The sequence below is a fragment of the Amycolatopsis sp. NBRC 101858 genome (assembly GCF_030269325.1).
GTDB classification, from domain to species: domain Bacteria; phylum Actinomycetota; class Actinomycetes; order Mycobacteriales; family Pseudonocardiaceae; genus Amycolatopsis; species Amycolatopsis ponsaeliensis.
The window spans coordinates 414,008-438,901 of sequence record NZ_BSTD01000004.1 but is presented as its reverse complement, the minus strand read 5'-3'; the positions used below and the strand labels follow the sequence as shown (position 1 = coordinate 438,901).

General features: G+C 72.0%; 27 protein-coding genes. 11 read left to right on the top strand and 16 right to left on the bottom strand.

From position 1 onward, the window contains the following. Positions 1-109: 109 nt before the first annotated feature. Positions 110-436 carry a hypothetical protein gene (locus tag QSK39_RS30815; RefSeq protein WP_285481352.1) on the top strand — a complete coding sequence of 109 codons (327 nt, stop codon included), beginning with the start codon at positions 110-112 and terminating at the stop codon, positions 434-436. 95 nt (positions 437-531) lie between these two features. Here QSK39_RS30815 and QSK39_RS30810 read toward each other — a convergent pair whose 3' ends face one another. The 5 genes from QSK39_RS30810 to QSK39_RS30790 all read right to left on the bottom strand — a co-directional run bounded on the left by QSK39_RS30810 (position 532) and on the right by QSK39_RS30790 (position 6,128). After that, positions 532-1,509, bottom strand: a complete 978-nt coding sequence (locus QSK39_RS30810) for a hypothetical protein (RefSeq protein ID WP_285481351.1) — start codon at positions 1,507-1,509, stop codon at positions 532-534. Positions 1,510-1,534: 25 nt separating this feature from the next. Beyond that, positions 1,535-3,706, bottom strand: coding sequence for a xanthine dehydrogenase family protein molybdopterin-binding subunit (locus tag QSK39_RS30805; RefSeq protein WP_285481350.1), 2,172 nt, complete (start codon positions 3,704-3,706; stop codon positions 1,535-1,537). Then, positions 3,703-4,701, bottom strand: a complete 999-nt coding sequence (locus QSK39_RS30800) for an FAD binding domain-containing protein (protein WP_285481349.1) — start codon at positions 4,699-4,701, stop codon at positions 3,703-3,705. The genes QSK39_RS30805 and QSK39_RS30800 overlap by 4 nt, the downstream gene beginning before the upstream one ends. After that, entirely contained in the window at positions 4,701-5,183 is a 483-nt protein-coding gene (locus tag QSK39_RS30795) for a (2Fe-2S)-binding protein (RefSeq protein WP_285481348.1), read from the bottom strand. Before QSK39_RS30795 ends, QSK39_RS30800 begins: the two co-directional genes overlap by 1 nt. A gap of 63 nt (positions 5,184-5,246) precedes the next feature. Further along, positions 5,247-6,128 (bottom strand): helix-turn-helix domain-containing protein, encoded by an 882-nt coding sequence (locus tag QSK39_RS30790; RefSeq protein WP_285481347.1) that lies wholly within the window; start codon positions 6,126-6,128, stop codon positions 5,247-5,249. 127 nt (positions 6,129-6,255) lie between these two features. Between QSK39_RS30790 and QSK39_RS30785 the strand changes: the two genes are divergently transcribed. Together QSK39_RS30785 and QSK39_RS30780 are read left to right on the top strand one after the other, a co-directional pair. Further along, positions 6,256-7,119, top strand: a complete 864-nt coding sequence (locus tag QSK39_RS30785) for a helix-turn-helix domain-containing protein (RefSeq protein WP_285481346.1) — start codon at positions 6,256-6,258, stop codon at positions 7,117-7,119. Then, positions 7,116-7,904, top strand: coding sequence for an SDR family NAD(P)-dependent oxidoreductase (locus QSK39_RS30780; protein ID WP_285481345.1), 789 nt, complete (start codon positions 7,116-7,118; stop codon positions 7,902-7,904). Before QSK39_RS30785 ends, QSK39_RS30780 begins: the two co-directional genes overlap by 4 nt. On the opposite strand, the gene QSK39_RS30775 is transcribed toward QSK39_RS30780, so the two are convergent. The 3 genes from QSK39_RS30775 to QSK39_RS30765 are packed head-to-tail and all read right to left on the bottom strand — an operon-like array spanning position 7,892 to position 10,405. Further along, positions 7,892-8,290: a hypothetical protein gene (locus tag QSK39_RS30775; RefSeq protein ID WP_285481344.1), complete on the bottom strand. Its 399-nt coding sequence runs from the start codon at positions 8,288-8,290 to the stop codon at positions 7,892-7,894. The genes QSK39_RS30780 and QSK39_RS30775 overlap by 13 nt on opposite strands. A 58-nt stretch (positions 8,291-8,348) precedes the next feature. Further along, on the bottom strand, positions 8,349-8,828 hold the full coding sequence (locus QSK39_RS30770; protein WP_285481343.1) for a universal stress protein: 480 nt from the start codon (positions 8,826-8,828) through the stop codon (positions 8,349-8,351). 11 nt (positions 8,829-8,839) lie between these two features. Beyond that, positions 8,840-10,405: an MDR family MFS transporter gene (locus QSK39_RS30765; RefSeq protein ID WP_285481342.1), complete on the bottom strand. Its 1,566-nt coding sequence runs from the start codon at positions 10,403-10,405 to the stop codon at positions 8,840-8,842. A gap of 87 nt (positions 10,406-10,492) precedes the next feature. Here QSK39_RS30765 and QSK39_RS30760 point away from each other — a divergent pair, with 87 nt between their 5' ends. Next, entirely contained in the window at positions 10,493-11,074 is a 582-nt protein-coding gene (locus QSK39_RS30760; RefSeq protein ID WP_285481341.1) for a TetR/AcrR family transcriptional regulator, read from the top strand. Here the strand turns inward: QSK39_RS30760 and QSK39_RS30755 are convergent. Then, positions 11,071-11,667, bottom strand: a complete 597-nt coding sequence (locus QSK39_RS30755) for a TetR/AcrR family transcriptional regulator (RefSeq protein ID WP_285481340.1) — start codon at positions 11,665-11,667, stop codon at positions 11,071-11,073. The genes QSK39_RS30760 and QSK39_RS30755 overlap by 4 nt on opposite strands. A 115-nt stretch (positions 11,668-11,782) precedes the next feature. Between QSK39_RS30755 and QSK39_RS30750 the strand changes: the two genes are divergently transcribed. Further along, a complete protein-coding gene (locus QSK39_RS30750) occupies positions 11,783-12,580 on the top strand; it encodes an SDR family NAD(P)-dependent oxidoreductase (protein WP_285481339.1) in 798 nt (265 codons plus the stop codon). Between the two features lie 13 nt (positions 12,581-12,593). Here QSK39_RS30750 and QSK39_RS30745 read toward each other — a convergent pair whose 3' ends face one another. From QSK39_RS30745 to QSK39_RS30730, 4 genes are all read right to left on the bottom strand, one after another. Continuing rightward, the gene (locus QSK39_RS30745) at positions 12,594-13,511 is read right to left on the bottom strand and encodes an ABC transporter substrate-binding protein (RefSeq protein WP_285481338.1); all 918 of its coding nucleotides are present in this window, start codon (positions 13,509-13,511) and stop codon (positions 12,594-12,596) included. A gap of 75 nt (positions 13,512-13,586) precedes the next feature. Further along, complete coding sequence (locus QSK39_RS30740) at positions 13,587-14,876, bottom strand: LLM class flavin-dependent oxidoreductase (protein ID WP_285481337.1); 1,290 nt, start codon at positions 14,874-14,876, stop codon at positions 13,587-13,589. Continuing rightward, a complete protein-coding gene (locus QSK39_RS30735; RefSeq protein ID WP_285481336.1) occupies positions 14,873-16,009 on the bottom strand; it encodes an LLM class flavin-dependent oxidoreductase in 1,137 nt (378 codons plus the stop codon). Before QSK39_RS30735 ends, QSK39_RS30740 begins: the two co-directional genes overlap by 4 nt. 146 nt (positions 16,010-16,155) lie before the next feature. Further along, positions 16,156-18,066 carry a hypothetical protein gene (locus QSK39_RS30730; RefSeq protein ID WP_285481335.1) on the bottom strand — a complete coding sequence of 637 codons (1,911 nt, stop codon included), beginning with the start codon at positions 18,064-18,066 and terminating at the stop codon, positions 16,156-16,158. A gap of 396 nt (positions 18,067-18,462) precedes the next feature. On the opposite strand from QSK39_RS30730, the gene QSK39_RS30725 reads away from it, so the two are divergent. After that, positions 18,463-19,053, top strand: a complete 591-nt coding sequence (locus QSK39_RS30725; protein WP_285481334.1) for an RNA polymerase sigma factor — start codon at positions 18,463-18,465, stop codon at positions 19,051-19,053. Then, positions 19,046-19,924, top strand: a complete 879-nt coding sequence (locus QSK39_RS30720; RefSeq protein WP_285481333.1) for a CU044_5270 family protein — start codon at positions 19,046-19,048, stop codon at positions 19,922-19,924. Before QSK39_RS30725 ends, QSK39_RS30720 begins: the two co-directional genes overlap by 8 nt. 2 nt (positions 19,925-19,926) lie before the next feature. On the opposite strand, the gene QSK39_RS30715 is transcribed toward QSK39_RS30720, so the two are convergent. Next, positions 19,927-20,625: a nitroreductase gene (locus QSK39_RS30715; protein WP_285481332.1), complete on the bottom strand. Its 699-nt coding sequence runs from the start codon at positions 20,623-20,625 to the stop codon at positions 19,927-19,929. After that, complete coding sequence (locus QSK39_RS30710) at positions 20,622-21,131, bottom strand: DUF4863 family protein (protein ID WP_285481331.1); 510 nt, start codon at positions 21,129-21,131, stop codon at positions 20,622-20,624. Before QSK39_RS30710 ends, QSK39_RS30715 begins: the two co-directional genes overlap by 4 nt. Positions 21,132-21,238: 107 nt before the next feature. Between QSK39_RS30710 and QSK39_RS30705 the strand changes: the two genes are divergently transcribed. Next, complete coding sequence (locus tag QSK39_RS30705; RefSeq protein WP_285481330.1) at positions 21,239-21,865, top strand: TetR/AcrR family transcriptional regulator; 627 nt, start codon at positions 21,239-21,241, stop codon at positions 21,863-21,865. Positions 21,866-21,916: 51 nt separating this feature from the next. After that, entirely contained in the window at positions 21,917-22,795 is an 879-nt protein-coding gene (locus tag QSK39_RS30700; protein ID WP_285481329.1) for a S1 family peptidase, read from the top strand. A gap of 6 nt (positions 22,796-22,801) precedes the next feature. On the opposite strand, the gene QSK39_RS30695 is transcribed toward QSK39_RS30700, so the two are convergent. Further along, positions 22,802-23,182: an ATP-binding protein gene (locus QSK39_RS30695; RefSeq protein ID WP_285481328.1), complete on the bottom strand. Its 381-nt coding sequence runs from the start codon at positions 23,180-23,182 to the stop codon at positions 22,802-22,804. A 223-nt stretch (positions 23,183-23,405) separates the two neighbouring features. Between QSK39_RS30695 and QSK39_RS30690 the strand changes: the two genes are divergently transcribed. Beyond that, complete coding sequence (locus tag QSK39_RS30690; protein WP_285481327.1) at positions 23,406-23,645, top strand: hypothetical protein; 240 nt, start codon at positions 23,406-23,408, stop codon at positions 23,643-23,645. 89 nt (positions 23,646-23,734) lie between these two features. Then, positions 23,735-24,880, top strand: coding sequence for an NAD(P)/FAD-dependent oxidoreductase (locus tag QSK39_RS30685; protein ID WP_285481326.1), 1,146 nt, complete (start codon positions 23,735-23,737; stop codon positions 24,878-24,880). Positions 24,881-24,894: the final 14 nt, after the last annotated feature.

The window sequence follows — 24,894 nt, the reverse complement described above, 5'->3', positions numbered from 1 at the left end:
CACCCGATCGGCGAGATGGAGATCACGGGCGCGCGCGTTTACCCACGGTGAGGCGGGGTAACCGACCGCCGACCAGGATCTTCAGCTTCTTCCGTGCAGGAGTCGTTCGATGACCAGCGTTCTCGAGAACGCCCACCCCGTTCCCGTCCCGCGCCGCCGGCCGGTCGCGCCGGACGCGCTCGCCGAGCTCACCCGGCTCGCCGCGCTGGCGGAGCTCGCCCGGACCTCGTCCCCGTCGCTCATGCACCGAGCGATCCTCGCCGGCACAGGTGCTGCGACGGTGTCCGCCGCGGCCGACATCGACGTCGCCGAGGCGCACGTCCGGTGGCACGCCTGGGCGGAGACCGCGGTGGGCCTGGACGAGTACCTCCGCGTCCACACCGCCTTCGCCGAAGCCCTCATCGCCCGTCACGAAGCCTTCGAGGACCAGCTGTGAAAACCGAAGAGACGACCCTGGCCGACCTGGAGGCGCTCGGCGACGCGGCGTCCGAACTGCTGGCGGAGATCACCGAGCAGCTGGCCACCGTCGGGTCACGACGCTGAAGAGGGCCACCGCCGCCAGACCGCGACGTGGAGGATCACCGCGAGGCTGAGCGCGTTCAACGTCGTGTGCGTCGCCCACCCCGCGACCAGCCGCTCCGGCACCGCGGCCCAGTGCGCGACTTGCGGCAACGCTGCCGACAGGGCTGCCGTCAGCAGGGCCACCAGCACCAGTACCAGGCTGCGGCCCGGCAGCGGGGTCAGCCGGATGGCCGGCCACGCCTCGAACAGCATCGCCACCACGAGCACCGACGCGATGGCCGCGCCGGCGACCTCCGCGATCCACTCCGGTTGCCACGCGAGCCGGACCACCGCGTAGGTGGCGAACCCGCAGGCGAGGACCGCGCCGTGCGCCGTCGCCAGCCGGACCGCGCGCCGCCGGATCCGGGCGAACGGCCAGCCGCGCAGCGCCACGTACCAGGCCATCTGCCAGGCACCCAGCACGGCGAACCACGCGCCGTAGTCCTCGCCCGGCACCAGCCCGGTCCGGACGAGGCCGAGGTACACCGCCAGCCCCGCGGCCCAGCACACCGCCAGGGCCGCGACACCTGGCCAGCGTTCACCACGGCCTCGCAGCGGCCAGCCCTCTCCGACCAGGGTGAGCTGCAGCGTCAGCGTGAAGATGCTCGCGGCCAGCGGCACCGCCGCCGTCCCGGTGACGGCCCGGCCGAGCAGCGTCAGCGCCGCTCCCCCGGCCACGACGAGCGCCGTGTCGGACAGCCCGGACCAGCCGCCGCGCAGCAGGCTGCCCGGCCAGTCCTCCCACCAGAACGCGATCATCGCGACGATCGGCAGTGCGAACGTCACCGGCGGCCCGAGCACCTCCAGCGTGCGGGCGGGGCCGCCCGCGCCGGCCGCGAGCAGGGCGGTCACCGGCAGGACGAACACCAGCCCGGCCAGCGCCCGCCGCGGCTGGTTCCGGCGCGCGTCGGCCAGCGCTTCGGGTGTGAGCGCATCCGGCCTGCACACCGCCGGACGATCGGCCACGAGCTGGTCAGAGGACGTCATCGAGGCGGATCGGCAGTCGGTGGTGGCGCTTGCCGGTGGCGTGGTGGACGGCGTTCGCCACGGCCGCCGCGACCCCGACCATCGCGACCTCACCGAGCCCCTTCACCCCGACCGGATTGAACAGCAGGTCCGGCTCGTCCACGAACGCGACGTCGATGCGGTGGACGTCGGCGTTGACCATGATCGGGTACTCCTCGAGCGTGGCGTTGAGGAAGCCGCCGAACCGGTCGTCGGCCAGGCTCTCTTCGCGCAGCGCCCCGCCGATGCCCCACACCACGCCGCCGCGGACCTGGCTCGCCGCGGTCACCGGGCTCGCCACCCGGCCGCAGTCGACGACGCTGACCACGCGCGGCACGCGGATCCGGCACGTCGTCGGCTCCACGCGGACCTCGACGAAGTGGGCGACCCAGCTGAACGTGCTGAACTCGGGGAACACCGGCCCGGCGATGGCCAGGTGCCCGGACCTCGCCTGGTCGAGCGCCTCGGGCGGCTGGCCGGGCCCGAGCGCGCTCGCCTCGGCCTCGACCGGGTGCCCGGCCCGCTCGACAGCCGCGGCGACGTCGACCTCGCCGGTGTCGGCGACGTTCAGGTGCCTGCGCAGCTCCCGCAGTCCGGAATGGACGGCCGGCAGCGCGCTCGCCGTCCCCCACGAACCCGCGGTGAGGTGCTGCGCCGCGAACCGGGTGTCGCCGACGCGCACTTCGACGTCACCCGCCGGGATGCCGAGGTCCCCGGCCACGAGCAGCGCGATCGCCGAGCGGATGCCCTGGCCCATTTCGTGGCCGTCGACGCCGACGGTGACGCGCCCGTCGGCCTCGGCGGTCAGGTGCGCGACGGCGGGCACGATGCTGCCCGGGTAGGTGCCCGCCGCGACGCCCCAGCCGATGAGCGAGCCGTCGTCGGCGCGCATCGAGCGGGGCTCCGGGTTCCGCGCCGCCCAGCCGAACTCCTCGGCGCCGCGCCGGAGGCATTCGGCGAGGAACCGGGTGGAGAACGGCCGTCCGGTCACCGGGTCGGTCATCGTGTCGTTGGCCAGCCGCAGCGCCACCGGGTCCTGGCCGGTGGCGTGGGCCAGCTCGTCGACGGCCGACTCGAAGGCGAACGTCGCGGAGCTCTCGAACGGCGCCCGCATGTAGCCCGGCGTCTGCACGTCGGTCTGGACGAGGCGGTGCCGGCCGCGGAACGCCGGGAAACCGTAGAGCCGCGACGTGATCTCGGTGTGCATCGCCGGGAACAGGTCGTGCCGGGACGTCTGCTGGTCGACCTCGTGGACGGCGGCGAGGATCTTGCCGGTCTCGTCCGCGCCGAGGCGGACGCGGTGGCGCGTGGCCGGGCGGAAGCTCCCGTTGTGGAACGTCTGGGTGCGGGCCAGCACGAGCTTGACCGGCCGGCCGAGCCGCCGCGCCACCAGGGCGAGCGGGCCGAGGTGCGGCTGGAGCGAGTTCTTCTGGCCGAAGCCGCCGCCGACGTAAGGCGAGCGCACCTCGATGTCCGCGGCGTCGAGGCCGAGTTGCTGGGCGAGCCCGTGCCGCAGGGCCGCCGCGTTCTGGGTGCCTTCGTGCACGACGAGCGTGTCACCCCGCCACTCGACGACGGCGCCGTTCAGCTCCATCGGGACGGCGTGCTGCGCCGCGTATTCGTAGGCGCTGTCGATCCTCACCGGGCTCGCGTCGACCGCCGCGTCGGCGTCACCGACCTTGATGTCGGCGAGGAACGGCAGCGGGATGGCCTCCTCCTGGACGAGAGTGGTCGCGCCCTCGGCGTCGAGGTGGACGGCGAAGGGCTCGGTCTCGTACTCGGCGGTGACGAGCTCGGCCGCCTCGGTCGCGGCGACCAGGGTCTCCGCGACGACCAGGGCGATCGGCTGGCCGCGGTAGGCGATGTGGTCGTCCAGCAGCGGCTGCAGGCTCTGGAAGGAGAAGCCGCCGCCCATGATGAACCCGGCGCCGCGCAGTTCTTCGGCGTCGAAGCGGGTGACGACGAGCAGGACACCGGGCACGGCGGCGGCCGCGGTCGTGTCCACATGGGACACCCGGCCACGGCCGATCCTGGCCGGGGCGAGGGTCGCGTAGGCGACGCCCTCGGGAACGCGGTCGGTCCCGTAGGCGGCCTTGCCGGTGACCTTGGCGTAGGCGTCCACACGGCGGGTGTCGGTCATCGGGCAGCCCTCTCCGCGGCGATGCGCACCGCGTCGGCGACGGTGCGGATGCCCAGTTCGACCCGGAATCCGTTGGCGGTGCCGGGACGCGCGCCGACGAACGCGACTTCCCCGGCGTGGCGGGCGGCCTCGGGGGTCAGCGGCGCTCCTCGCAGGGTCCGTTCGGCGTCTTCGGCGCGCCACGGGCGGGTGGCGACGCCACCGAGCGCGATCCGGCAGTCCCCGATCACCCCGTCTTCGACGGTGAGGGCGACGGCCGCCGAGGCGAGGGCGAAGGCGTAGGACTCGCGGTCGCGGATCTTCAGGTAGGTGGAGCCGCGGCCGGAAGGCGTCGCGGGGACCCGGATGCGCAGGATCAGCTCGCCGGGGTCCAAGGTGTGCTCGCGCGTGGGATCGGCACCCGGTTCGACGTGCAGCTCCGCCAGGGGAACCGTGCGTTCGCCGCGCGGGCCGACGACGTCGACGACCGCGTCGAAGGCGAGCAGCGCGATGGCCCAGTCACCGGGGTAGGTCGCGATGCAGGCGTCACTGGCGCCCAGCAGCGCGTGGGTGCGGTCGTGACCGCCGATCGCCGCGCAGCCACTGCCGGGTTCGCGCTTGTTGCAGGGGAACTCCGGGCCGCCGCGGAAGTAGCCGCAGCGGGTGCGCTGCAACAGGTTCCCGCCGACGCTCGCCATGTTCCGCAGCTGCTGCGACGCGGCCCGCCACAGCGACTCGGCCAGGGCGGGGTACTCGTCGCGGACGACCGGGTGGCCGGCGACGTCGGCCATCCGGGCACCGGCGCCGAAGACCAGCTCGTGGTCGCGGGTCTCGATGGTGTCCAGCTCGGGCAGCCGGTGCACGTCGACGACGGCGGGCGGGGTCTCGATGCCGAGCTTCATGAGGTCGTAGAGCGTCGTGCCGCCGGCGAGCACCTTGGTGCCGGGGGCGGCGTCGCGGAGGGCGTCGACGGCGTCGGCGAGGCTGGCGGGCGCGACGTAGGCGAAGGGACGCATCAGCCTTCCTTCGCTTCGGCGGCTTGCCGGACGGCGGCGACGATGCCGGCGTAGGCCCCGCAGCGGCAGAGGTTGCCGCTGAGGTACTCGCGGATCTGGTCGTCGTCGGCCGTGTGGCCCTCGGCGATGCAGGCGAGGCCGGACATGATCTGGCCGGGCGTGCAGTAGCCGCACTGCAGCGCGTCGTGGTCGACGAAGGCCTGCTGCAGCGGGTGCAGCGCGCCGCCGGGGCCGGCGACGCCCTCGATGGTGGTGACGTCCTGCCCGGCGGCCTGCACGGCCGGGGTCAGGCAGGAGACCACGCGCCGCCCGCCGAGGTGCACGGTGCAGGCACCGCAGTGGCCCTGGTCGCAGCCCTTCTTGGTGCCGGTCAGGCCGAGCCGTTCCCGCAGCACGTCGAGCAGCGACTCGCGGGGATCCAGCGCGAGCCGGACGGCCTCGCCGTTCACGGTCGCTTCGACGGTGGTTTCTGAAGTGGACACGCGGCGACGCTAGCCCCGCGCGGGGTGGGGGCGCTTTCCCGTGGTTGCTGCCGGGGACGTCGTTTATTGCTGGTGCCGCACCGCGGTCCGGTATCCGGAAGGCGAGAGCCCGATTTGGGTCCGGAACGCCGAAGCGAAGCGCGACGGCGTCGCGAATCCGCACGCCTGCGCGATTTCCGTGACGGAAAGGTCGCCGCGTTCCAGGTGCCGGCAGGCGCGTTCGACCCGGACGCGGGTCAGGAACCGGTACGGCGTCTGCCCGGTCGCGGCCTTGAAGACGCGCAGGAAGTGGAACGGGCTCAGCTCCGCCGCGGCCGCCATTTCCCCGAGCGTCAGCGGGAGGTGGTGGTTCTCCCGGATGAACCGCACCGCCCGGCGCGTCCGCAGCTCGTCGCGCCCGGGCTCGCGCGGTCTCGGTGCTTCGGCGTGCCGCGTCAGCAGGTGGACGGCGAGGAAGGTCGCGGCCGATTCGGCGTAGAGCTCGTCGGCACCGGCGAGGGCGGCGGCTTTGAGCGCGTCCACGACGGACGCGAGCACCGGGTCTTCGACGGCGAGCGCGTCCGGCCGGCCGAGCCGGCTCGCGTCCCGGCCCCAGAGGTCGAGCGCGGTGCGGTCGATCAGGGCACCGGGAAGGTGCACGTGCGTCGTCTGCAGCCGATCCGTTCCGCACCAGCGGATCCGCGTCGGGTTCCCGGGCGCGGTCAGGCCGATCGAGCCCGGGCGGTAGCCGGCCCGCCGCCAGTGCTTGCCGTGCCTGGATTCGATCGTCGTGGTTCCCCGGCTCACGAGCACGACGGTCTGGTCGCCGACGGGCGGCAGGTCGAGTTCGGCTTCCTCGGCGTTGTCCAGCACCCGCACGAGCACGGACGACCAGCCGTTGTCCCGGCGGCTGCACAACCGCACGCGGGCAGCGGCCCCGGGATCGAAGGTCAACGCCTCGGACACACGACTCCACGGTGGGTTCCGGCCGAATACCGACGTGTCGACACTAACACCGCTTCTTCGGCGCCCCGGCACTCCTGGGAGTGACAGGACCAGGTAACCGTGCCCCCGGCGATCTACAGTCGAAAGCATGACCGACGAGCCGAACCTCCTGGGCGATCACCTCCGCGCCCGCCGTGAGCTGCTCACCCCGGCCCAAGCCGGCCTGCCGGTCACCGGTGTCCGGCGCGTCCCCGGCTTGCGCCGGGAAGAGGTCGCGATGCTCGCCGGCATCAGTGCCGACTACTACCTGCGCCTGGAACAGGGCCGCGACCGCAACCCGTCGCGCTCGGTCCTCGAATCCCTCGCCCGCGTTCTGCAGCTCGACGACGACACCACCGCCTACCTCATCGGCCTCGCCGACGTGAAACCCCGCCGTGCGCGGCGGCGACGGCGCAAGGAGACCGTTCCGCCCAGCACCGTCAAGTTCCTGGCCGCGCTGGCGCTGCCCGCCTTCGTCGAGGGCCGCTACCTCGACGTGCTGGCGGCCAACCCGCTCGCCGCCGCGATCTCGCCCCGGCTCGTGCCCGGCGCGAACCGGCTGCGGGACGTCTTCCTCGACCCCGCCGAGCGAGAGCTCTTCCCGGACTGGGAACTCGCCACGCGAGGACTGGTCGCCGGCTTCCGGCAGTCCGTCGGGACCGAGACCGACGATCCCCGGTTCATCGAGCTCGTCGGCGAGCTTTCGCTGGCCAGTCCCCGGTTCCGGGAGCTGTGGGCCCGCCACGACGTCGCGAACCGGCGGGGCGCGACCGTGCGGTTCGACCACCCGGTGGTCGGCGAACTGGTGCTGAACCGGGAAAAGCTCCTCGTCAGCGAGGCGCCGGGGCTCGTGCTCGCCGTCTACCACCCCGATCCCGGCACGGACGCCGCCGACAAACTCGCCCTCCTGGGCTCCGCGGCCCTGCCCCCGGCCCCCGCCCGCACCACTACCGAACAGGACAACCACGCATGAGCAAGCTCGCCCTCGTCACCGGCGCCACCTCGGGCATCGGGCGGGCGTTCGCCGAACGCCTCGCCGCCGACGGCCACGACCTGGTGATCGTCGGCCGGCGCCAAGAGCGCCTCGACGCATTCGCCGCCGCCCACACCGAAGTCAAGGTCCGTGTCGTGGCCGCCGATCTCGCCACCGACGAAGGCATCGACGCCGTCGCGGAGATCGCCGCCACCGAACCGCTGGACCTGCTGGTGAACAACGCGGGCGTCGCGCACTACATGCCGCTGGCCGACCTGCCCGCCGCCCAGGCCCGCGAACTGGTCAAGGTCAAGGTGCTGGCCCCGACGATGCTCGCCCGCGCGGCCGTCGCGGGCATGCGGGAACGCGGCCGCGGCACCATCGTCAACGTGGCCGGCATGATCGCGTTCAGCGGTCCGGCGCCCCACTCGCAGATGCCGCGGCGCGCCGTCTACGCGGGTTCGCTCGCCCACCTGGTCACGCTTTCGCAGACACTGAGTGCCGAGCTCGAAGGCACCGGTGTCCGGGTCCAGGTCGTGTGCCCCGGCGTGGTCGCGACGGAGTTCCACGAGCGCCAGGGCCTGGACCTGAGCGCGATCCCCCGGATGAGCGCGGCCGACGTCGTGTCCGCCTCGCTGCGCGGCCTGGAGCTCGGCGAAGTCGTCTGCGCTCCCGGGGTCGAGGACGCAAGCCTGCTGGACGCCGTGTTCCGGACCGAGCTGGCCGCTTTCGGGGGCCAGAGCCCGGAACTCGCCGGACGGTACCGGGACGGTCAGATCTCGTAGGTGACCATCGCGAGCCCGACGTTGACGCTCTTGACCCGGATCTCCAGGAGCGACAACGTGTTCGCGGGCCAGCTCACCCGTCCGGTGGTGCCCTTGCCGCACCCGAGGGACTCCCACGGGCGAGGCTGGCGCACGCTGGCCATCCGGCCGTCGACGCAGCCGCGCTGCTGCGTGCCCGCCTCCACGAACCACGTGACCTCGAGGTAGCCGCGCCACTGGGGCGGGCTGGTGAAGCTGCACGGCTTGGACACGGCTCCCCACTTCGCGGGGAAGCCCACCGCGTTGCCCCGGCAGAAGACGTCCGAACGGGTCGACGCGGCGGCCGGAACCGACGACGACGCGAGCGCGAGCAAGGCGACGACCAGGACTGCCCAAGATCGTTTCATGCTCCGAGGCTAGCGCCGGCGCCCGGCTTTCCCTGTCACTCGAACGGTTCTTTCTGGGTCAGGGAACGACCAGCACCGGCCAGTGCCCCGCCCTGATGAGCTTCGTCGCCACCGAGCCCGCGAAGCGGTGGCCCGCCTTCTGGGACGCGCCGACCACCACCGTGTCGGCCTGGCAGCGGTCGGCCGTGTCGCGCAGGGCCGTGTACGGGTCGCCGTACGTCTTGACCAGCATCACCGGCACCCGCAGTTCTTCGGCCGCTTCGCGCATCTGTTCGCGCAGCTCGGCGTACAGGTGCGTTGCCGTGTCGTGTTCCAGCACCGTGGCGACCGCCGGGCGGAGCGGGGCCAGCGGGGCCGGGCACGCCACGAAGACGACGATGAGCCTGCTGCCCTGACGCCGGGCCATGCCGAACGCGAACGCCGCCGCGCGCATGGCCGTGTCCGTGCCGTCGATCCCGGCCAGGATGGCCCGCGCCGCGCCGTCGCGGCGCGGGCCGAACCGCTCCACAGTGGACTCGAAGGCACCGGGCCCGTCCATCGCCGGCTCCCCTACCCCACCACCGCGTCCGAAGCCCGCTCGTCCTTCTCCGCGACGTCGATGGTGGTGCGCAACGTGATCGGCTTGAGCAGCAGCGCCGCGAGCACGCCGACCACGGCCACCGCCGCGGAGATCAGGAAGATGTGCGCGGTCGCGTCGCCGTAGACAGTGTGCACGACGGCCTGCACCTGCGGCGGCAGTGCCTTGAGGTTCAGCGCGCTGACCCCGCCCGTCGATGCCTGCCCCGCCGGGACGTGCAGCGCCGCGGCCAGGTCGGCCGAGACGCGGTTCGCCAGGACCGCCCCGAGCACCGAGACGCCGATGGTGCCGCCGAGCGACCGGAAGAACGTCACCGACGCGCTCGCCGCGCCGAGGTCCCGCAGGGGCACGTCGTTCTGGACCGCGAGCACGAGGTTCTGCATCGTCATGCCGACCCCGATGCCGACGACGGCCATCGCGACCCCGACGATCCACAGTGGAGTGGCGTGGTCGACCGTGCCGAGCCCGAGGAAGCCGAGCACCAGGACCACCGCGCCGGACACGATGTACGGCTTGATCCGGCCGGTGCGGCTGATCAGCCGTCCGGACACCGTCGAGGACACCAGCACGCCCGCCATCAGCGGCATGGTCAGCAGGCCGGCTTCGGTGGGGGTGTAGCCGCGGCCGATCTGGAAGTACTGGCCGAGGAACACCGCGCCGCCGAACATCGCCATGCCCACCGCGAGGCTCGCGATGATCGCCAGCGCGGGCGTGCGCTGGACGACGATCTGCAGCGGTACCACCGGTTCGCGGACCTTCTTCTCCACCACCACGGCCAGGGCCAGCAGCACGAGCCCGGCCGCCACCATGACGGCGGTCGGCCACGACAGCCAGTCGAAGGAGTTGCCGACGAACGACACCCAGATCAGCAGCACGCTCACGCCGGCGGCGATGAGCCCGGCGCCGAGGTAGTCGACCCGGACGTTCTCGCGGCGCACGGTCTCCAGCTTGAGGGTGCGCTGCAGCACGACGAACGCGAGCACCGCGATCGGCACGCCGACGAAGAAGCACCAGCGCCAGCCGAGCCACGGCACGTCCACGATCAGGCCGCCCAGCAGCGGGCCGCCGACGGTCGCCACGGCCATGACGGCGCCGAGGTAGCCGTTGTAGCGGCCGCGTTCGCGCGGCGGGATGATCGCGGCGATCACGACCTGGACCAGCGCCTGCAGGCCGCCGACGCCGATGCCCTGGAACGCCCGCGCGGCGATCAGCTGGCCGGTGTCCTGGCTGAACCCGCTGATCATCGAGCCGGCCACGAAGATCACGATCGCGATCTGGACCAGCGTCTTCTTGTTGAACAGGTCGGCGAGCTTGCCCCAGATCGGGGTGGTGGCCGTGGCAGCCAGCAGCGTGGCCGTGACGACCCAGGTGTACTGCGTCTGGGTGCCGTTCAGCGAACCGATGATCAGCGGCAGCGACGTCGAGACGACGGTCGAGCTGATCATGGCCACGAACAGCGCGAGCAGCAGCCCGGACAGGGACTCGAGCACCTCGCGGTGCCGCATCGACCCGGACGAGCCGGTGGTTTCGGACTTCATGGGATCCCTTCGCACGTTCCGGACCATCATTGCGCAATGAGCAAACTTGCACAATGAGCAATTACACTCCGCCGCTACGCTGACCCCATGGACACCCTCGACACGCTCCGCACCCGCAAGAAGGCGGCGACGCGGCAGTCGTTGCACGAGGCCGCGCTGCGCCTGGCGATGGAGCGCGGGCTGGACGGCGTGACGGTCGAGGACATCGCCGACGCGGTGGGCGTGTCCCGCCGGACGTTCTCCAACTACTTCACGAACAAGGAAGACGCGATCCTGCACGCCGACCGCGAGCGGACGGGTGTGCTCGTGTCGCTGGTTTCCCGCCGGCCGGCCGAAGAGAAGCCGTGGCAGGCGCTGCGCACGGCCAGCCGCGAGCTGTACCACGGGCGGGCGGTCCCGGACCGCGAGTGGGTGGCGCAGCTGCGCCTGCTGCGGCGGCACCCGTCGCTGCTCGCGCAGCAGGCCGGCGACCAGATCACCCTGGAGCGCGACCTGGCCGCAGTGCTGGTCGCCCGGGGCCACGACCTCGACGAACCGGTGGCACGCCTGATGACGGCGACGTTCCTCGCTGCAGTGCGGACCGCGAGCGTGCTGTGGCTGGAGGACTCGGCGGAACGCTCACTGCCCGACGTCGTCGACGAACTGCTGGGCCGGGTCAGCTTCGGCTAGGGGCGGAACGCCTTCAGCGTCGCCGTCACCAGGGCGTCCGCGTAGCTTTCGGTCAGCGGGCCGGTGCGCAGCAGCCAGCGCTGGTACAGCGGCGCGTAGAGCACCTCCAGCACCAAGTCCAAGTCCGCGTCGAGTGCCAGCTGGCCTGCTCGCTGGCCACTGCGCAGCCGGTCCTTCTTGGCCTCGTCCACCGGGGCGGCCAGCCGCTCGCGGTAGAGCGCGGCCAGGGCCGGATCGTTCGCGATCTCCGTGGTGAGCGCGCGGATCGGCGCCTCGTACACCGGGTCGGCGAACTCGGCGACCGTCGCGCGCATGACCACGCGCAGGTCGGCTTCCAGGTCGCCGGTGTCGGGCAGGGCGGCCACCTCGCCGGACGGATCGGCGCTCAGCTCCAGGACCGAGTCGAACACCACCGCGCCCTTGGCCGGCCACCAGCGGTAGATCGTCTGCTTGCCGACGCCGGCGCGGGCGGCGATCGCGTCGATCGACACCTTCGCGTAGCCCAGCTCGACGATCAGCTCGCGGGTCGCCGCGAGGATCGCCTGGCGGGACCGTTCGCTGCGGCGAGCCGCGTCGGGCTTCTTGGTGACCATGGCGACAGCCTAGCGGCGAGACGAACCGTTTCGTCTTGACACGTCGAGGACCGGCAGGCAAAGTCGACGCGAGACGAGACGAATCGTCTCGTTCACGACCGAAGGGGGTTCAGCCATGTCCGAAGGTCAGGTCTGGTTCGTCACCGGGGCTTCGCGCGGCCTGGGCCGGGCCATCGCCGAAGCCGCGCTGAACGCCGGGCACCGCGTGGTCACCGCGTCCCGCACCGAAAGCACGCTCGGAGACAGCCGGCTCGTCCACATCCCGCTGGACGTCACCGATCGCGGCGCCGTGTTCGACGCGGTAGAGCGCGCGGCCGGCGTCTTCGGCGGTCTGGACGTCGTCGTCAACAACGCCGGGGTGATGCTCTACGGGATGGTCGAAGAGGCCACCGAAGCGCAGGTCCGAGCGCACTTCGACGTCAACTTCTTCGGCGCGCTCTGGGTCGCCCAGGCCGTGCTGCCGCACCTGAAGGGCGGCGGCAGGCTGCTGCAGGTCACGTCCATGGGCAGCGGCGGCGGGATGGCGTCCGTCGGGTTCTACGGTGCCGGCAAGGCGGCGCTCGACGCGTTGACCGACGCGCTGGCGATGGAGGTGGAACGGTTCGGCGTGCACGTGACGAACCTGCAGATGGGCGGCTACGCCACCGGCCTCTTCACGACCGGCACGACGCTCACCACCCCCGACCCCGCCTACCGGGAGCTGCGCAAGGAGCTCGAGGAGATGTGGGGTGACGACGCCGGCCCCGCGCCCGAGACGGCGGCGCCGGTCGTGCTGCGCGTGGCTGCCATGGACGAGCCGCCACGACGCCTCGTCGTCGGCAGCGCGTCGTTCGACATGGTGCAGGAGCTCGCGCGGATGCGAGCCGAGCAGTACGCGCGGTGGGAGGGCCTCAGCCGTCAAGCGCCCGGCTGAGGCTCCCCCGGTGTCAGACCAGGCCCTGCTGCGACAGCCAGTCCTTCGCCACGTCCGCGGCCTTCTCGCCGTCGGAGTCGACGCGCTTGTTCAGGTCGCGCATCCCTTCCGTCGTGAGCTTCGCGCTCACCGCGTTGACGGCGGCGGTGAAGTCCGCGCCGCGCTCGTCGAGGACCTTCTTGGTCACCGCCGGGACGACGTTCTCGGTCGGCACCATGGACAGGTCGTCCTTCAGCGCGACGTACTTCGAGTCGCCGGCCTGCGGGCTGACCGAGTCGACCGGGATGACCGTGACGGCCCCGGAGTCGAGCTGCTGCACCCGCGGCCCGAGCTCCTGGACGGTCTGGAACGTCGCGTTCGTCAGCTTGTAGACGTCCGTGAGGCCCTTGAAGCACGTCAGCCGCTTCTCGCACTCCGGGCCGCCGGCCAGGACGACCTTGTCGAGCTTCTTCAGGTCGCTGATGGTCGCGAGGCCCTTCGACTGCGCCAGGTCGGCCTTGACGATGTAGGTGTTCTTGTCCTCCGCCGCCGCGTAGTCCAGCAAGGACACCCCGCTGGGCTCGAGCAGCTTGGCCAGCTGCTCGTGCTCGCCCTTGGCGTCCTTCACCGGGTCCGCGCCGAACCCGGCGGCGATCGCCGAGCCCTGGTACTCCGGGATGAACTGCAGCTCACCGGACTTCAGCGACGGGTAGATCAGCTCCCGCGACCCCAGGTTCAGCTTGCGCGTCACCGGGTAGCCCTTGGCTTCCAGGGCCTGCGCGTAGATCTCCGCCAGGATCTGGCTGTCGGTGAAGTTGAAGGACGCGACGACGATCGGCGCCCCGCCCTTGCCCGCCGCGGCGGGCTTGTCGTCCCCGCCGCCGCACGCCGTCAGGCCCAGAGCGGCCACCGCCACCAGTGCGGCCACTCGGATGTTCCGGGTCCAGCCCACGTCCCACACTCCTCAGTCAAAAACGGACGGTCAGGACCCTAACCAGCCCCACCGACAGAAACCACATGCTGGGATTCACGGGGCGAGGTGTTCACGCAGCGTCGAGCCGGCGTACTCGGTGCGGTACCGGCCCTTGCGCTGCAGGATCGGGACGACGTGGTCGACGAACGCGGTCAGCTCGTAGGGCAGCGTCGAGCCCATGATGGTGAACCCGTCGACGGCACCGGCGTCTTGCCAGGTGAGCACGTGGTCGGCCAGCTGCTCCGGCGTGCCCACGAAGTGGACCTGCCCCGCTCCCCCGGTGATCGCCGCGGCGATCTCGCGCAGCGGGGCTTCCGGACGCTCCCGCGCGGCCGCGGCCAGCTGCTGCAGGCGGCTCGAACCGCCCTCGGCCGTCAGCTCCGCGGGCAGCGGGGCGTCCGGGTCGAACGCGTCCGGGTCGAGCCCGGCGGTGTACAGCGCGTTCTGCCAGCGGAACTCCGGGCTGGCCAGGTCTTCGAGCCGCTGCGCCCGGGCCTTCGCCTCGGCCTCGGTGCCGCCGAGGGTCACCATCAGCGCGGGCAGGACGCGCACGTGCTTCGGGTCCCGGCCCGCCGCGACGACCTGGGCGTCCAGCTCGGCGCGGAACCTCACCGCCGCCTCCAGCGACGGCGGCCCGGAGAACACCAGCTCGGCGTACCGGGCGGCGAGCCCGATCCCGGCGGCCGACTGGCCCGCCTGGACGAGCACCGGGCGCCCCTGCGGCGACCGCGGGAACGGCAGCACGCCTTCGGCGTCGTAGAACCGGCCGTGGAACCGCGGCGCGTGCAGCTTGGCGCGGTCGGCCCACACGCCGTGCTCGCGGTCGCCGACGATCGCGTCCTCGTCCCAGCTGTCCCACGCGCGGGTGACGACGTCGACGAACTCGTGCGCGCGCTCGTAGCGGTCCGCGTGGTCGGGGTGGGCCTTCTCGCCGAAGTTCGCCGCCGCCAGCGGGGTGATGGTGGTGACGATGTTCCACCCCGCCCGGCCGCCGCTGAGGTGGTCCAGCGTGGCGAACCGGCGCGCGAGCTCCCACGGCTTGTTGTAGGTCGTCGACCCGGTGCCGATCAGGCCGATCTTCTCGGTGACCGCGGCCAGCGCCGACAGCACCGAGATCGGGTCGAACTGCGTCTGCGGCAGGTGGGTGACGCGGTATTCGGCGATGGCGATGTTGTCGGCGAGGAAGATCGAGTCCATCAGGCCGCGTTCGGCGGTGCGCGCGATGTTCGCGTAGTACGGCAGCCCGAGCACCCCGCGGACGTCGTCGTCGACGACCCGCCACGCGGACTCGTGGTAGCCGTTCGGCCAGATGAAGGCGTTGAAGTGCAGGGAATCTCCGGTCACAGCGCGGCTCCTTCGATGGTGCCCGCCGCGTCGGCGGCGGTGCGGCCGTGGACGGCGGGGCGGCCGCCGTACGGGTCCTGGTCGGTCCAGAGTGCCGTGGGCGCGGCCGCGCGCACCACGGGCACGACTTCGGCGGCGAAGCGTTCGAGCATGGCGAGCTGCTGCTCGTGCGGGATCATCGTGGGCAGGCTGAAGGACTGCAGGTCGTGCCCGAACGCCTCGTGCCACCAGAGGATCTTCTCGGCGATCTGCTGCGGGCTGCCGACCAGCACCGGCCCGCGCGCGATCGCGTCGTCGATGGTCGGGAACTCCATCGCGTTGCCCGGCGTGTGGTTACCAGGCCGGTTGAAGAACTCGACGATCTTCTCGTAGGTCGGGCCGAACGCCTCCCGCGCCTCCTGCGTCGTGTCGGCCAGGTACAGGAAGCCCGCCCCGGCGCCGACGAACGCGAACCGCGGGTCGTGGCCGTGCTCGGCGTACTGCTTGCGGTAGTGCTCGATCAGCACGGTGTAGTTGTCGCGTGGCTGGATCGCGTTGGCCGAGAAGAGCGGGTCACCCCACCGAGCCGCCAGCTCGGCCGAGGTCAGCGTGGTCGCCGAGCCGTGCCAGATCCGCGGGGCGCCGGCGAACGGGCGCGGCAGGCTGGTCACCGCGTCCAGCGGGCCGCGGAACCGTCCCTCCCAGGTGACGTCCTCCTCCCGCCAGAGCCGGCGCAGCAGCTCGTACTTCTCGGCGAGCGCGTCCCACTGGTCGCCGTTGGTGATGCCGAACATCGGGAGCTGGCGCAGCTCGTTGCCCTTGCCGATGACCAGCTCCAGCCGGCCGCGCGAGAGCTGGTCGACCGTGGCGTAGTCCTCGGCCACCCGGAGCGGGTCGTGGACGGACAGGACGGCGACGCCGGTCTGGATCCGGACCCGGCTGGTCGTCGCGGCGATCGCGCCGAGCAGCACGGTGACGCCGCTGCTCAGGAAGTGGCCGGCGTGGCGTTCCCCGAGCGCGACGGCGTCGAACCCGAACTCCTCCGCGTAGCGCGCCGAGGTCAGGGCCTGCGCGAAGCGCTCGTCGGTGCGGACCCGGCGACCGGTCACCGGGTTGGTCAGGTGGGGCAGGATGTCCAGAACCTGGAATCTCATGGGGTGGCTCCGTGCTGTCCGGGCTCGCGCGTGGTCCGTACCTGGTCAACCGGATCTTCGCGGAGCTATTCCCGTACGTGGGCACGTTCCACATGGTGAGCGCCCCGCCGTCCTCCCACCCGGTGCGGAGGACGGCGAGGCGGTCGTCAGCTCACGTTCTTCAGGAACAGCGACTTCGCCGTGCTGGTCTTCGACGCGTCCACGCCGTGCCCGCCGGTGTAGTCCCGCTGCTCGTTGTGCGCCCAGTCCGTGATCGGCGTGCCGCCGACGTCGAGGTGGTGGAAGGCGGAGCCGTCCCAGCCGAACTGGTAGATCCTGGTGTGGTCCGGGTAGTACGGCGTGTACGCCGCACCGGCGGTGACCTGCTTGGTCATCGTGTTGTCGAAGAAGACGTTGCGCGGCCCCGAAGAGCCGGACCACTTGACCGCCTTCTGCCCGGTCGACCAGTAGATCGGGAACCACGACGAGTCGTCCGGGGCGTCGCCGCCTTCGTCACCGCAGTGGGCCGTGCAGTTGCCCGAGCGGTGGGCGAAGGAGACCCGGTTCGTGTTCAGCTCGAACAGGTTGTTGCGTTCGTAGCCGCCGTGGATGTTGAAGTCCGAGTCGATGTCGTTGCCGATCACCACGTTGCCCGAGGCCGACCACTGGAAGGTGAAGTGCCGCAGGTCGCGGGTCGTGTTGCCGGCGTAGAGCGAGTCCCACACCCGCGAGCCGCGGAAGTAGCCGTTGCCGCCCTTGCCCTTGTTCCACGAGCCGTCCAGCTCGTTGTTCACGATCTGCAGGTTCTTGGCTTCCTCCGTCACGATCGGGTGCGAGCCGGTCATCATCGAATGGATGCCGCGGACCCAGGAGTTCGCCGCCCACTTGAACACGATGCCCTGCATGGCCAGCGACGGCGCGAGGTTGCCGTAGTTGTCCTTCGCCTGCTCCTCGGTGACCCCGGGCGGGGCCGCCTGGGTGAAGGAGAAGTCCTCGAAGCCGACGCCCACGATCGGGTCCACGATCGGCGACGCCTTCGACGCGTAGGTCGTGCCGTCGATCGGCGCCGAACCGTCCGAAGTGGAGTCGACGGGCACGTCGTACTCGAGCGGCTTGTCGACCGACACCGTGTGGTTCTTGGTGTCGATCGCGGTGATGGTGAACCACTGCTGGCGCATGTGCAGGTTCTGCAGCGGCCAGGTCGTGGGCACGGCGTTCATCGACTGGTAGAACTTCATGGTGTTGGCGGCCCGGATGTTGATGAAACCGCCGACCTTCATGTTCGTGGTCTTGGCGCTGGTGGCCAGGTACACGGTCTTGTCACCGGCGCGCGCCGCGAAACCCTTGTCACCGGGCTTCTCCCGCAGCTTCGCGCCCGCCTTCCAGTGCACGTTGATCGTGCCTTCGAAGATGTCCTTGCGGTTGGCCGGGGCACTCTTGTACTGACTGGCGTAGCTGGGGTCGACACCGCGCGACTGCACGCGGAACAGGCCACGGCCCGGCCACAGCCAGCCGCCGGAACCGTCTTCGTAGTTCATCTCGTGCTGGTCCCACTGGTCGCCGTCCGGGGTCACGACGTCGTACTCGGTGTTCTTGTCCGGCTTGTAGACGAACTTCGTCTTGTCCGTGCCGGCACCGCGCAGGATCAGGTAGTTCGCGTCGACGTGGATCTCGTGGGTGACGTTCAGCGTGCCGGCCGGGAAGGTGATCAGGCTCAGCTTGGTGTAACTCGCCGAGGGCGAGCACGACGTGTGGATCTTGTCGATGGCCGACTGGATGCCGGCGGTGTCGTCGACGCCGTCGTCCGGCTTGACCTGGTAGGTGCCGGCGAGCTGCGCCGCGGTGATCGTGCAGCTCGGGTTGACCGCGTCGGCGCCGGGCAGGTTCTGCCCGCCGCGGAAGCCGGCCTTGCTCCAGTCGTAGAGCCCGGGGATCGGGGCCGCGCGGTTGCCCGCCGACGTGTCGAGCGTGGTGAGGGCGCCGGGGCCGGGTGCCGCGGCCGACGGGCTCAGGCCGCCGAAGCCGGCCGCGGCGCACGCGGCGACGGCCACGATCGCGACGGTTGTCTTGCGTGACAAGGAAACCTCCGGAAAAGGGGTCGGTGAAACGCCGGGCCGTGGTCGGCTCGGGCGTACCAGGACGGGTCCGGCGGGCGCGGCAGGCCGCCGGCGTGACGGTCCGGCGGGACTACGGCCGGACGCGGGCCGGGAATGCGGGAATGCTAGACGGCGCCGGGAAAGGCGATTGCCGGTCTGATCAAGAGCTCCTCCGTAGCTGACTGGTTTTCACCAGGACTGCTTGAAGGCGGCGGTCAGACGAACATACAACGCGACCGCCACTTAGTAAAGTAACCTTCCGAATACCGGGCGCATACCCGGCCATCGTGACCTGGGTCACTTTCCCCGCTCTCCCCGGAACCCGTTCCCGCGCCGGCGAGAACAGCAGATGACACTCTGCGCAGCGAGAGGCGGGCGATGACCCCGGAAGACACCGAAGCCGACGACGACGCGAGCGTGATCGCGCGGTCGCGGCAGGAGCCGAGCCTGTTCGCGGTCATCTTCGACCGCCACGCCCGGCACATCCACCGCTACCTGGCCCGGCGGCTGGGCCCGACCGCGGCGGACGACGTCCTCGCGGACACCTTCCTCATCGCGTTCGGCAAGCGCGCGAAGTTCGACCCGGCGCGGCCGGACGCCCGGCCCTGGCTCTACGGCATCGCCACCAACCTCGTCTCGCGCCGGTGGCGGGCCGAAGTGCGCGAACTCAAGCTCCGCCTGGCCGTCGGGCCGCCCGCCGTGGACGACGGCCACGCCGACCGGGTCGCCGACCGGGTCAGTGCCCAGGCGCTGGGGCCGGACCTCGACCGGGCGCTGGCCGCGCTGCGCCCGCGCGAGCGGGACGTCCTGCTGCTCGTCGCCGCGGAGGGGCTGGGCTACCAGGAGGTCGCCGAAGCGCTGGGCATCCCCGTCGGCACCGTGAAGTCGCGGCTGAACCGCGCCCGCACCCACGTCCGCGCCGAACTCGGCGCCCTCGACCTCACGAAGGAGACCTTCAGCCATGGATGAGCTCGACCTGATCCGAGACCGCGCGGAGGCCATCGGCTTCGCGTCGTCGGAGCACCTCGCCCCGGCGCGGGAGCGACTGCTGGCCGCGGCGCGCGGGGAACGGCCGCACCGGTCCCGGCGCTGGTTCTGGGCCGCCGGCGCCTCGATCGGCCTGGCCGCGGCGATCACCGCGGTCGTGGCACTCGGCCCGGCCGAGCAGGTGGGCATCGGCCCCGGCGTCGCGCACGCCGACCCGGTCAAGGTGCTGACCGAAGCGGCGAGCACCGCCCTGAAGGAGCCGGCCAAGCCGCCGCGCCCGGACCAGTTCCTGTACGTGAAGACCGGGTACGCCGTTCCCCCCGACCGCGAGGTCTGGCTCTCGGTCGACGGCACCCGGGACAGCCTGATCGGCAGCACCAAGGAAGGTGGCTGCCGCAACGGCAAGGCGCCGATGTACGGCACGAACGACCCGCGCGCGGAAGGGACGCTCCAGGACTGCGCACCCAAGTCGGTCTACCGGACGGACCTGCCGACGACGGCCGACGCGATGCTGGCCTACCTCTACGGAAAGGAGGCCGATCGCGACGGCCGGGCCACCTACATCGGCAAGGCCGTCTACACCCTCGCCTACGAGCAGGTCCTCCAGCCCGCGTCCTACGCGGCGCTGTTCGAGGCGGCGGCGAAGGTGCCGGGCCTGACGGCCCTGGACCACGTCACCGACGGCGCCGGCCGTCCGGGTGTCGGGATCAGGTTCCCGGTGCCCCCGGGCTCCTCGCCGAAGGCGCAGCCGATCGTGCTGGTCTTCGACGCCACGACCTACCAGTTCCTGGGTACCCAGGACAGCGCCGTGCTGGTGAAGACCTACGTCGACGAGGTGGGGCAACGCCCCTGAGCTCAGCCCGGGTCCCGGAGGCCGTCGTGGAAGGTCGCGAACGACGACACCGGCTCGCGCGTCGTGCGGTGGCCGCTCAGCCGGTGGCTTTCGTCGGCGTACCCGAGCGCGACCCCGCAGACGATCACGTGGTCGCCGGGCACGTCGACGTGGCGGCGCAGGACCGGGTGGTAGTCGATCAGCGACGCCTGCGCGCACGTGTGCAGCCCGGCTCCGCGCGCCGCCAGCATCAGCGCCTGCAGGAACAGGCCCGCGTCGATCAGCGCACCTTGCAGGGGCAGTCGGCTGACCGTCAGGACCATGCCGACCGGTGCGCCGAAGAAGTCGTAGTTGCGCCGGTGGTGGCCGAGGCGGCCGGCCGGGTCGCCGGGCTCGATGCCGAGCGCGTCCCGGTAGAGCCCTTCGCCGAAGCGGCGGCGGCGCGAGCGGAACGGCTCGCGCCACTCGTCCGCGCCGGGCTGGTACGCGAACTCCCCCGCCGAGCGGCGGCCTTCGTCGTGCGCACCCAGCAGGTCCGCGCTGAGCGCCCGTTTCGCCGCCCCGGTCAGCACGTGCACCCGCCACGGCTGGCAGTTGGAGTTGCTGGCCGACCGGGCCGCCAGGGCCAGCAGCCGCTCGACGTCGGCGCGCGGCACCGGATCCGGCCGGAACGCCCGGCAGCTGCGCCGCGTCAGCAGCGCCTCCTCGACGGTGGTGCTCACTCGGCCGGCGGGGTGATGTCGTAGGAGATCCGGCCCGCCGGCAGGTAGAAGAGGGCGATCAGCGCGCCGCCCTTGACCTCCGGGTAGTGGTGGCTGCCCGGGCCTGGCGCGGTCCAGCCCGGGCCGCTCCAGCCGCGCGGGCCCCTCAGCGTCGCGCCGGGGTCGAGGGGCACCACCAGGTTGAGCTCGCCGTACGGGTGCTGGTGGTACTGCCCGCGGTAGGGCTCGACGCTGTCCATGTAGACGGCGGTGACGCTGAAGTAGTTGAGGACGTCCTGGGGGTCGGAGATCCGGCTGCGGCGGTACTTCGGGCCGTCGACCTCGATGTTCGCGGCCCAGCCGGCGCGGACGCCGTCGGTGATCATGCGCGCGAGGTCGTCGTACAGCGGGCTGCCGGGCCCGTGGTGCTCGTTGAGCCAGGTCTCCAGCTCCCCGCCCGCGGTCCGGTTCTTGACGGCGTCGAGGAACGGGACGCTGCGGTCGATCAGCTGCTGGGCGGTGGTCATCGTGGGCTCCTTCCGTCCGATGATCCGAAGGTAAGCCAGTGTTTCGTTACAGTCAAGTATCGTAACTTAACAGCGATTGGCCGTAACGTATCCGCTAGGCTCGGGCGATGACCTCGGAGGAGACCGCGCCCCGGCCCGGCGGCCGTCCCCGCGACGCCGCGCTCGACGAGGCGATCATCCTGGCCACGCGCGATCGCCTGGTCCGCGACGGCTACTCGCTCATGACGATCGGCGACATCGCCACCGACGCGAAGGTCAGCCGCCCGACGCTCTACCGGCGGTGGAGCACCAAGTTCGAGCTGGTCGTCGACGCGCTGGACTACGGCTTCCGCAAGCAGCGGGACAGCTATGCCGTCGACCTGAGCGGCCTGGCGCCGCGCGAGGCGTTCGTCGAAGCCGTCCGGCGACTGGACCCCGCCTACTTCAACCCGGACGCCATGGTCCTCATGGGCAACTTCGCCGGCGAGGCGATCCGGACGCCGGAGCTGCTCGGGATCCTGCGCGAACACGCGGTCGAGCCGCGGGTCACGCTGGTCGAGAACGTGCTGACCGAGCTGCAGGAACGCGGCGCGGTCCAGGACGGCATCGACCGGCACACCATCGCGACGATGTGCTTCGGCAGCTACTTCGCCGCCTTCTACCGGGGGGAAAGCCGGGACGAAATCCCCGAAGCGGTCGTTTCGGTGCTGTGGCCGGCGATCGCGACAGCGAAGGCGTCCCGCAAACGGCCGTGACATGTCCGACTCCGCACAACCAAACCGGGCTCTCATCCGTGCATTAAGAGTGTGAGGACGATTTCGGATCGACGGCGGCGCTTCCGCGCGCGTGCCGTGGCCGTCGCGGTGCTGGTGGGGGCCGGTATCGCGTTCGCCAACGCCGCCATCGGCGCGCCGGCCGGGCCCGCGCTGGCCGCCGCGCTCGGCGGCCACAGCCTGCCCGACATCACCGCTTTGGGCCGTGACCCGGCGCCCGCGCCACCGGCTTCGACGAAGCCCGCGCCGAGCCCGATCCTGCCGTTCAACGCGAAACTGACGTCGGACGACATCCCGGTCGAGGGCGGCGGCGTTCGCGACGGCGCCTGCAGCGGCTCGCTGGTGGCGCCGCAGTGGGTCGTCACGGCCGGGCACTGCTTCCACGACATCAAGGACGCGCGGATCGGCGGCCGGCCGCCGTACACGATGACCGTCACGATCGGCAGGCTCAAGGACAGCGACCCGGGCGGGCACACGGCGGTGGTCGTCGACGTCCGCCAGTCGCCGGTCAACGACCTGGCGGTGGCGAAGCTCAGCGCGCCGGTGGACGACATCGCCCCGGTGGAGCTGGCCACGAAGCGCCCGTCGGTCGGTCAGGAACTGCAGTTCGCGGGCTGGGGCTCGCACTCCGCGACCGTGCTCGGCCCGTCCGACCACCTCAAGCGCGGGCGGTTCCGGGTTTCGGGCATCGCCTCCTCGACCCTGGAGGCCCTGCCGATCGGCACGCGCACGGTCGACAACGGCCCGTGCCCGGAGGACTCGGGCGGGCCGTTCTTCGTCTCGGACGACAACGACCGCACCGCGCGCCTGATCGCCATCGTGAACACGGGGCCGCCGTGCCCCCAGCCGGGCGCGGAGACGATCGCCCGCGTCGACGTGGTCGCCGCCTGGATCCGCGAGCAGACCGGCTGACCGGGGTCACGACGCCAGCGGGATCTCCGCCCACACGGTCTTGCCGCCGTCGCGGCGGTGGAAGTGCCCGCGCCGGTCGGAACACGCGGCCACCAGGGTGAGCCCGGTGCCCGCCGGCGCGGCGTCGGGCACGACCGGGTCGAACCACGCGGACCCGCCGGCGTCCTCGACCCCGATCCACACCGCGGCGTCCGAGCAGATCAACAGGACGCGCAGGGGGCCGCCGGCGTGCCGGACGGCGTTCGTCGCCAGCTCGCCGGTGATCAGCACGACGTCCGCCGCCACCTCGGCCGGCACGTCACTCGCGGCCAGCTGCTCGCGCACCCAGGACCGCACCAGCCTGATCTGCGCCGGATCCGCCTCGAACTCGAAACTTTCCCGCGTCATGTCTTCGGCACCTCCCCCAGAACGATTTCCCCCCGCGACCTCGGGATGACCGGGCCGGGAGATCGTTACACCCGGATTAGCGCGAACGGACGTACCCGTTCGCCACCCGGCTGCCATTGGCCGGGTCATTCCTGCCGTTTACCGCACGCGGGGGCCGGGCTGTTACAGATCACGGCCGGAACGCGACACCACCGTCGAGCATCACAGGGGAGAGCGGGGGTCGATGACGGGCGAACGACAGGTGCGGCTGCGGTTGGGCACCCGCGCGGTCTCGGTCCCCGCCGGGCACGGCCGCGAAGTGCTGGAATACGCCGGGGTGACCGTGGTGCGCGTCGAAGACGGCGAACCGGTCGAGCAGGCGTGGGTCCCGGTCGGGACCTGCCCGAGCTACGCCGACGACGAGGCGCTGATCGCCGCCTGGCACGCGGCCCTGCAGTGGACGAAGTCCCCGACCGGCGCGTGAGCTGAACCACAGCCCGGCACCGTGCAGGTGTGTCACAGGGCCCGGCCACCCGGTGTCTTCATGCCGAACCCGGCATCGAAGGAGACACCATGAGCGAGCCCACCGAGGTCGTCGTGATCGGCGGCGGCTACGCCGGCGTCATGGCGGCCAACCGCCTGACCCGGCGCGACGGCGTCGCCGTCACCCTGGTCAACCCGCGTCCGCACTTCGTCGAGCGGATCCGGCTGCACCAGCTCGCCGCCGGCTCCGGCGACGCCGCGGTGGCCTACCGCGACGTCCTGGCCGAGCGCGTCCGGCTGGTCGTGGACAGCGTGACCGGGATCGACGCGGCCGCGCGCCACGTGACACTGGCCGGCGGGGGCCCCCTCGGCTACGACTACCTGATCTACGCCGTCGGCAGCGCCGGCGCGAACGTCCCCGAATTCGCCCACCCCGTCACGACTTTCGAGGAGGCCCGGCAGCTGCGGCCGGTCCTCGGCGCCGCGTCCGCGGTGACGGTCGTCGGTGCCGGCCCGGCCGGGATCGAGACCGCGGCCGAGCTGGCGGAAGCCGGGCGCGCGGTGACGCTGGTCTGCGGCGGTGAGCTCGGGCCGTACCTGCACCCGAAGGGCCGGCACGCGGTGGCCGCGCGGCTGACGAAGCTGGGCGTGACCGTGCTCGCCGACGCCGTGGTGAGCGAAGTGACCCGCGACGCCGTGCGACTGGCCGACGGCCGTGAGCTGCCCAGCGCGGTGACCGTGTGGACCGCCGGCTTCGGCGTGCCGGACCTGGCCGCGCGCAGCGGGTTGAGCACCGACGCCCTGGGCCGCCTGCGCACCGACGAGACGCTGACCAGCGTGGACGACGACCGGATCGTGGCGGCCGGTGACGCGGCGGCGCCGTCGGACCTGCCGTACCGGATGGGCTGCCAGTCGGCGGTCCAGCTCGGCCCGCAGGCGGCCGAGACGGTGCTCAGCCGGCTCGCGGGCACGCTTCCGGCCCCGGCCACCGTCGGGTTCGCCGGCCAGTGCCTGAGCCTCGGCCGCCGCGCCGGGATCTTCCAGTTCTCCCGCCGCGACGACACGGCGATCCGGCTCCACCTCGGCGGCCGGCTGGGGGCGAAGGTCAAGGAGCTCGTCTGCGCCAGCACCGTCAAGCAGCTGGCGTACGAGGCCCGCAAGCCCGGGGCCCGCAAGTGGTGGGTCACCGACAAGCGGCGCCGGGAACTGCTGCGGGAGCACCTGGTCGACGCGTGAGGAGAGGGGGTGCC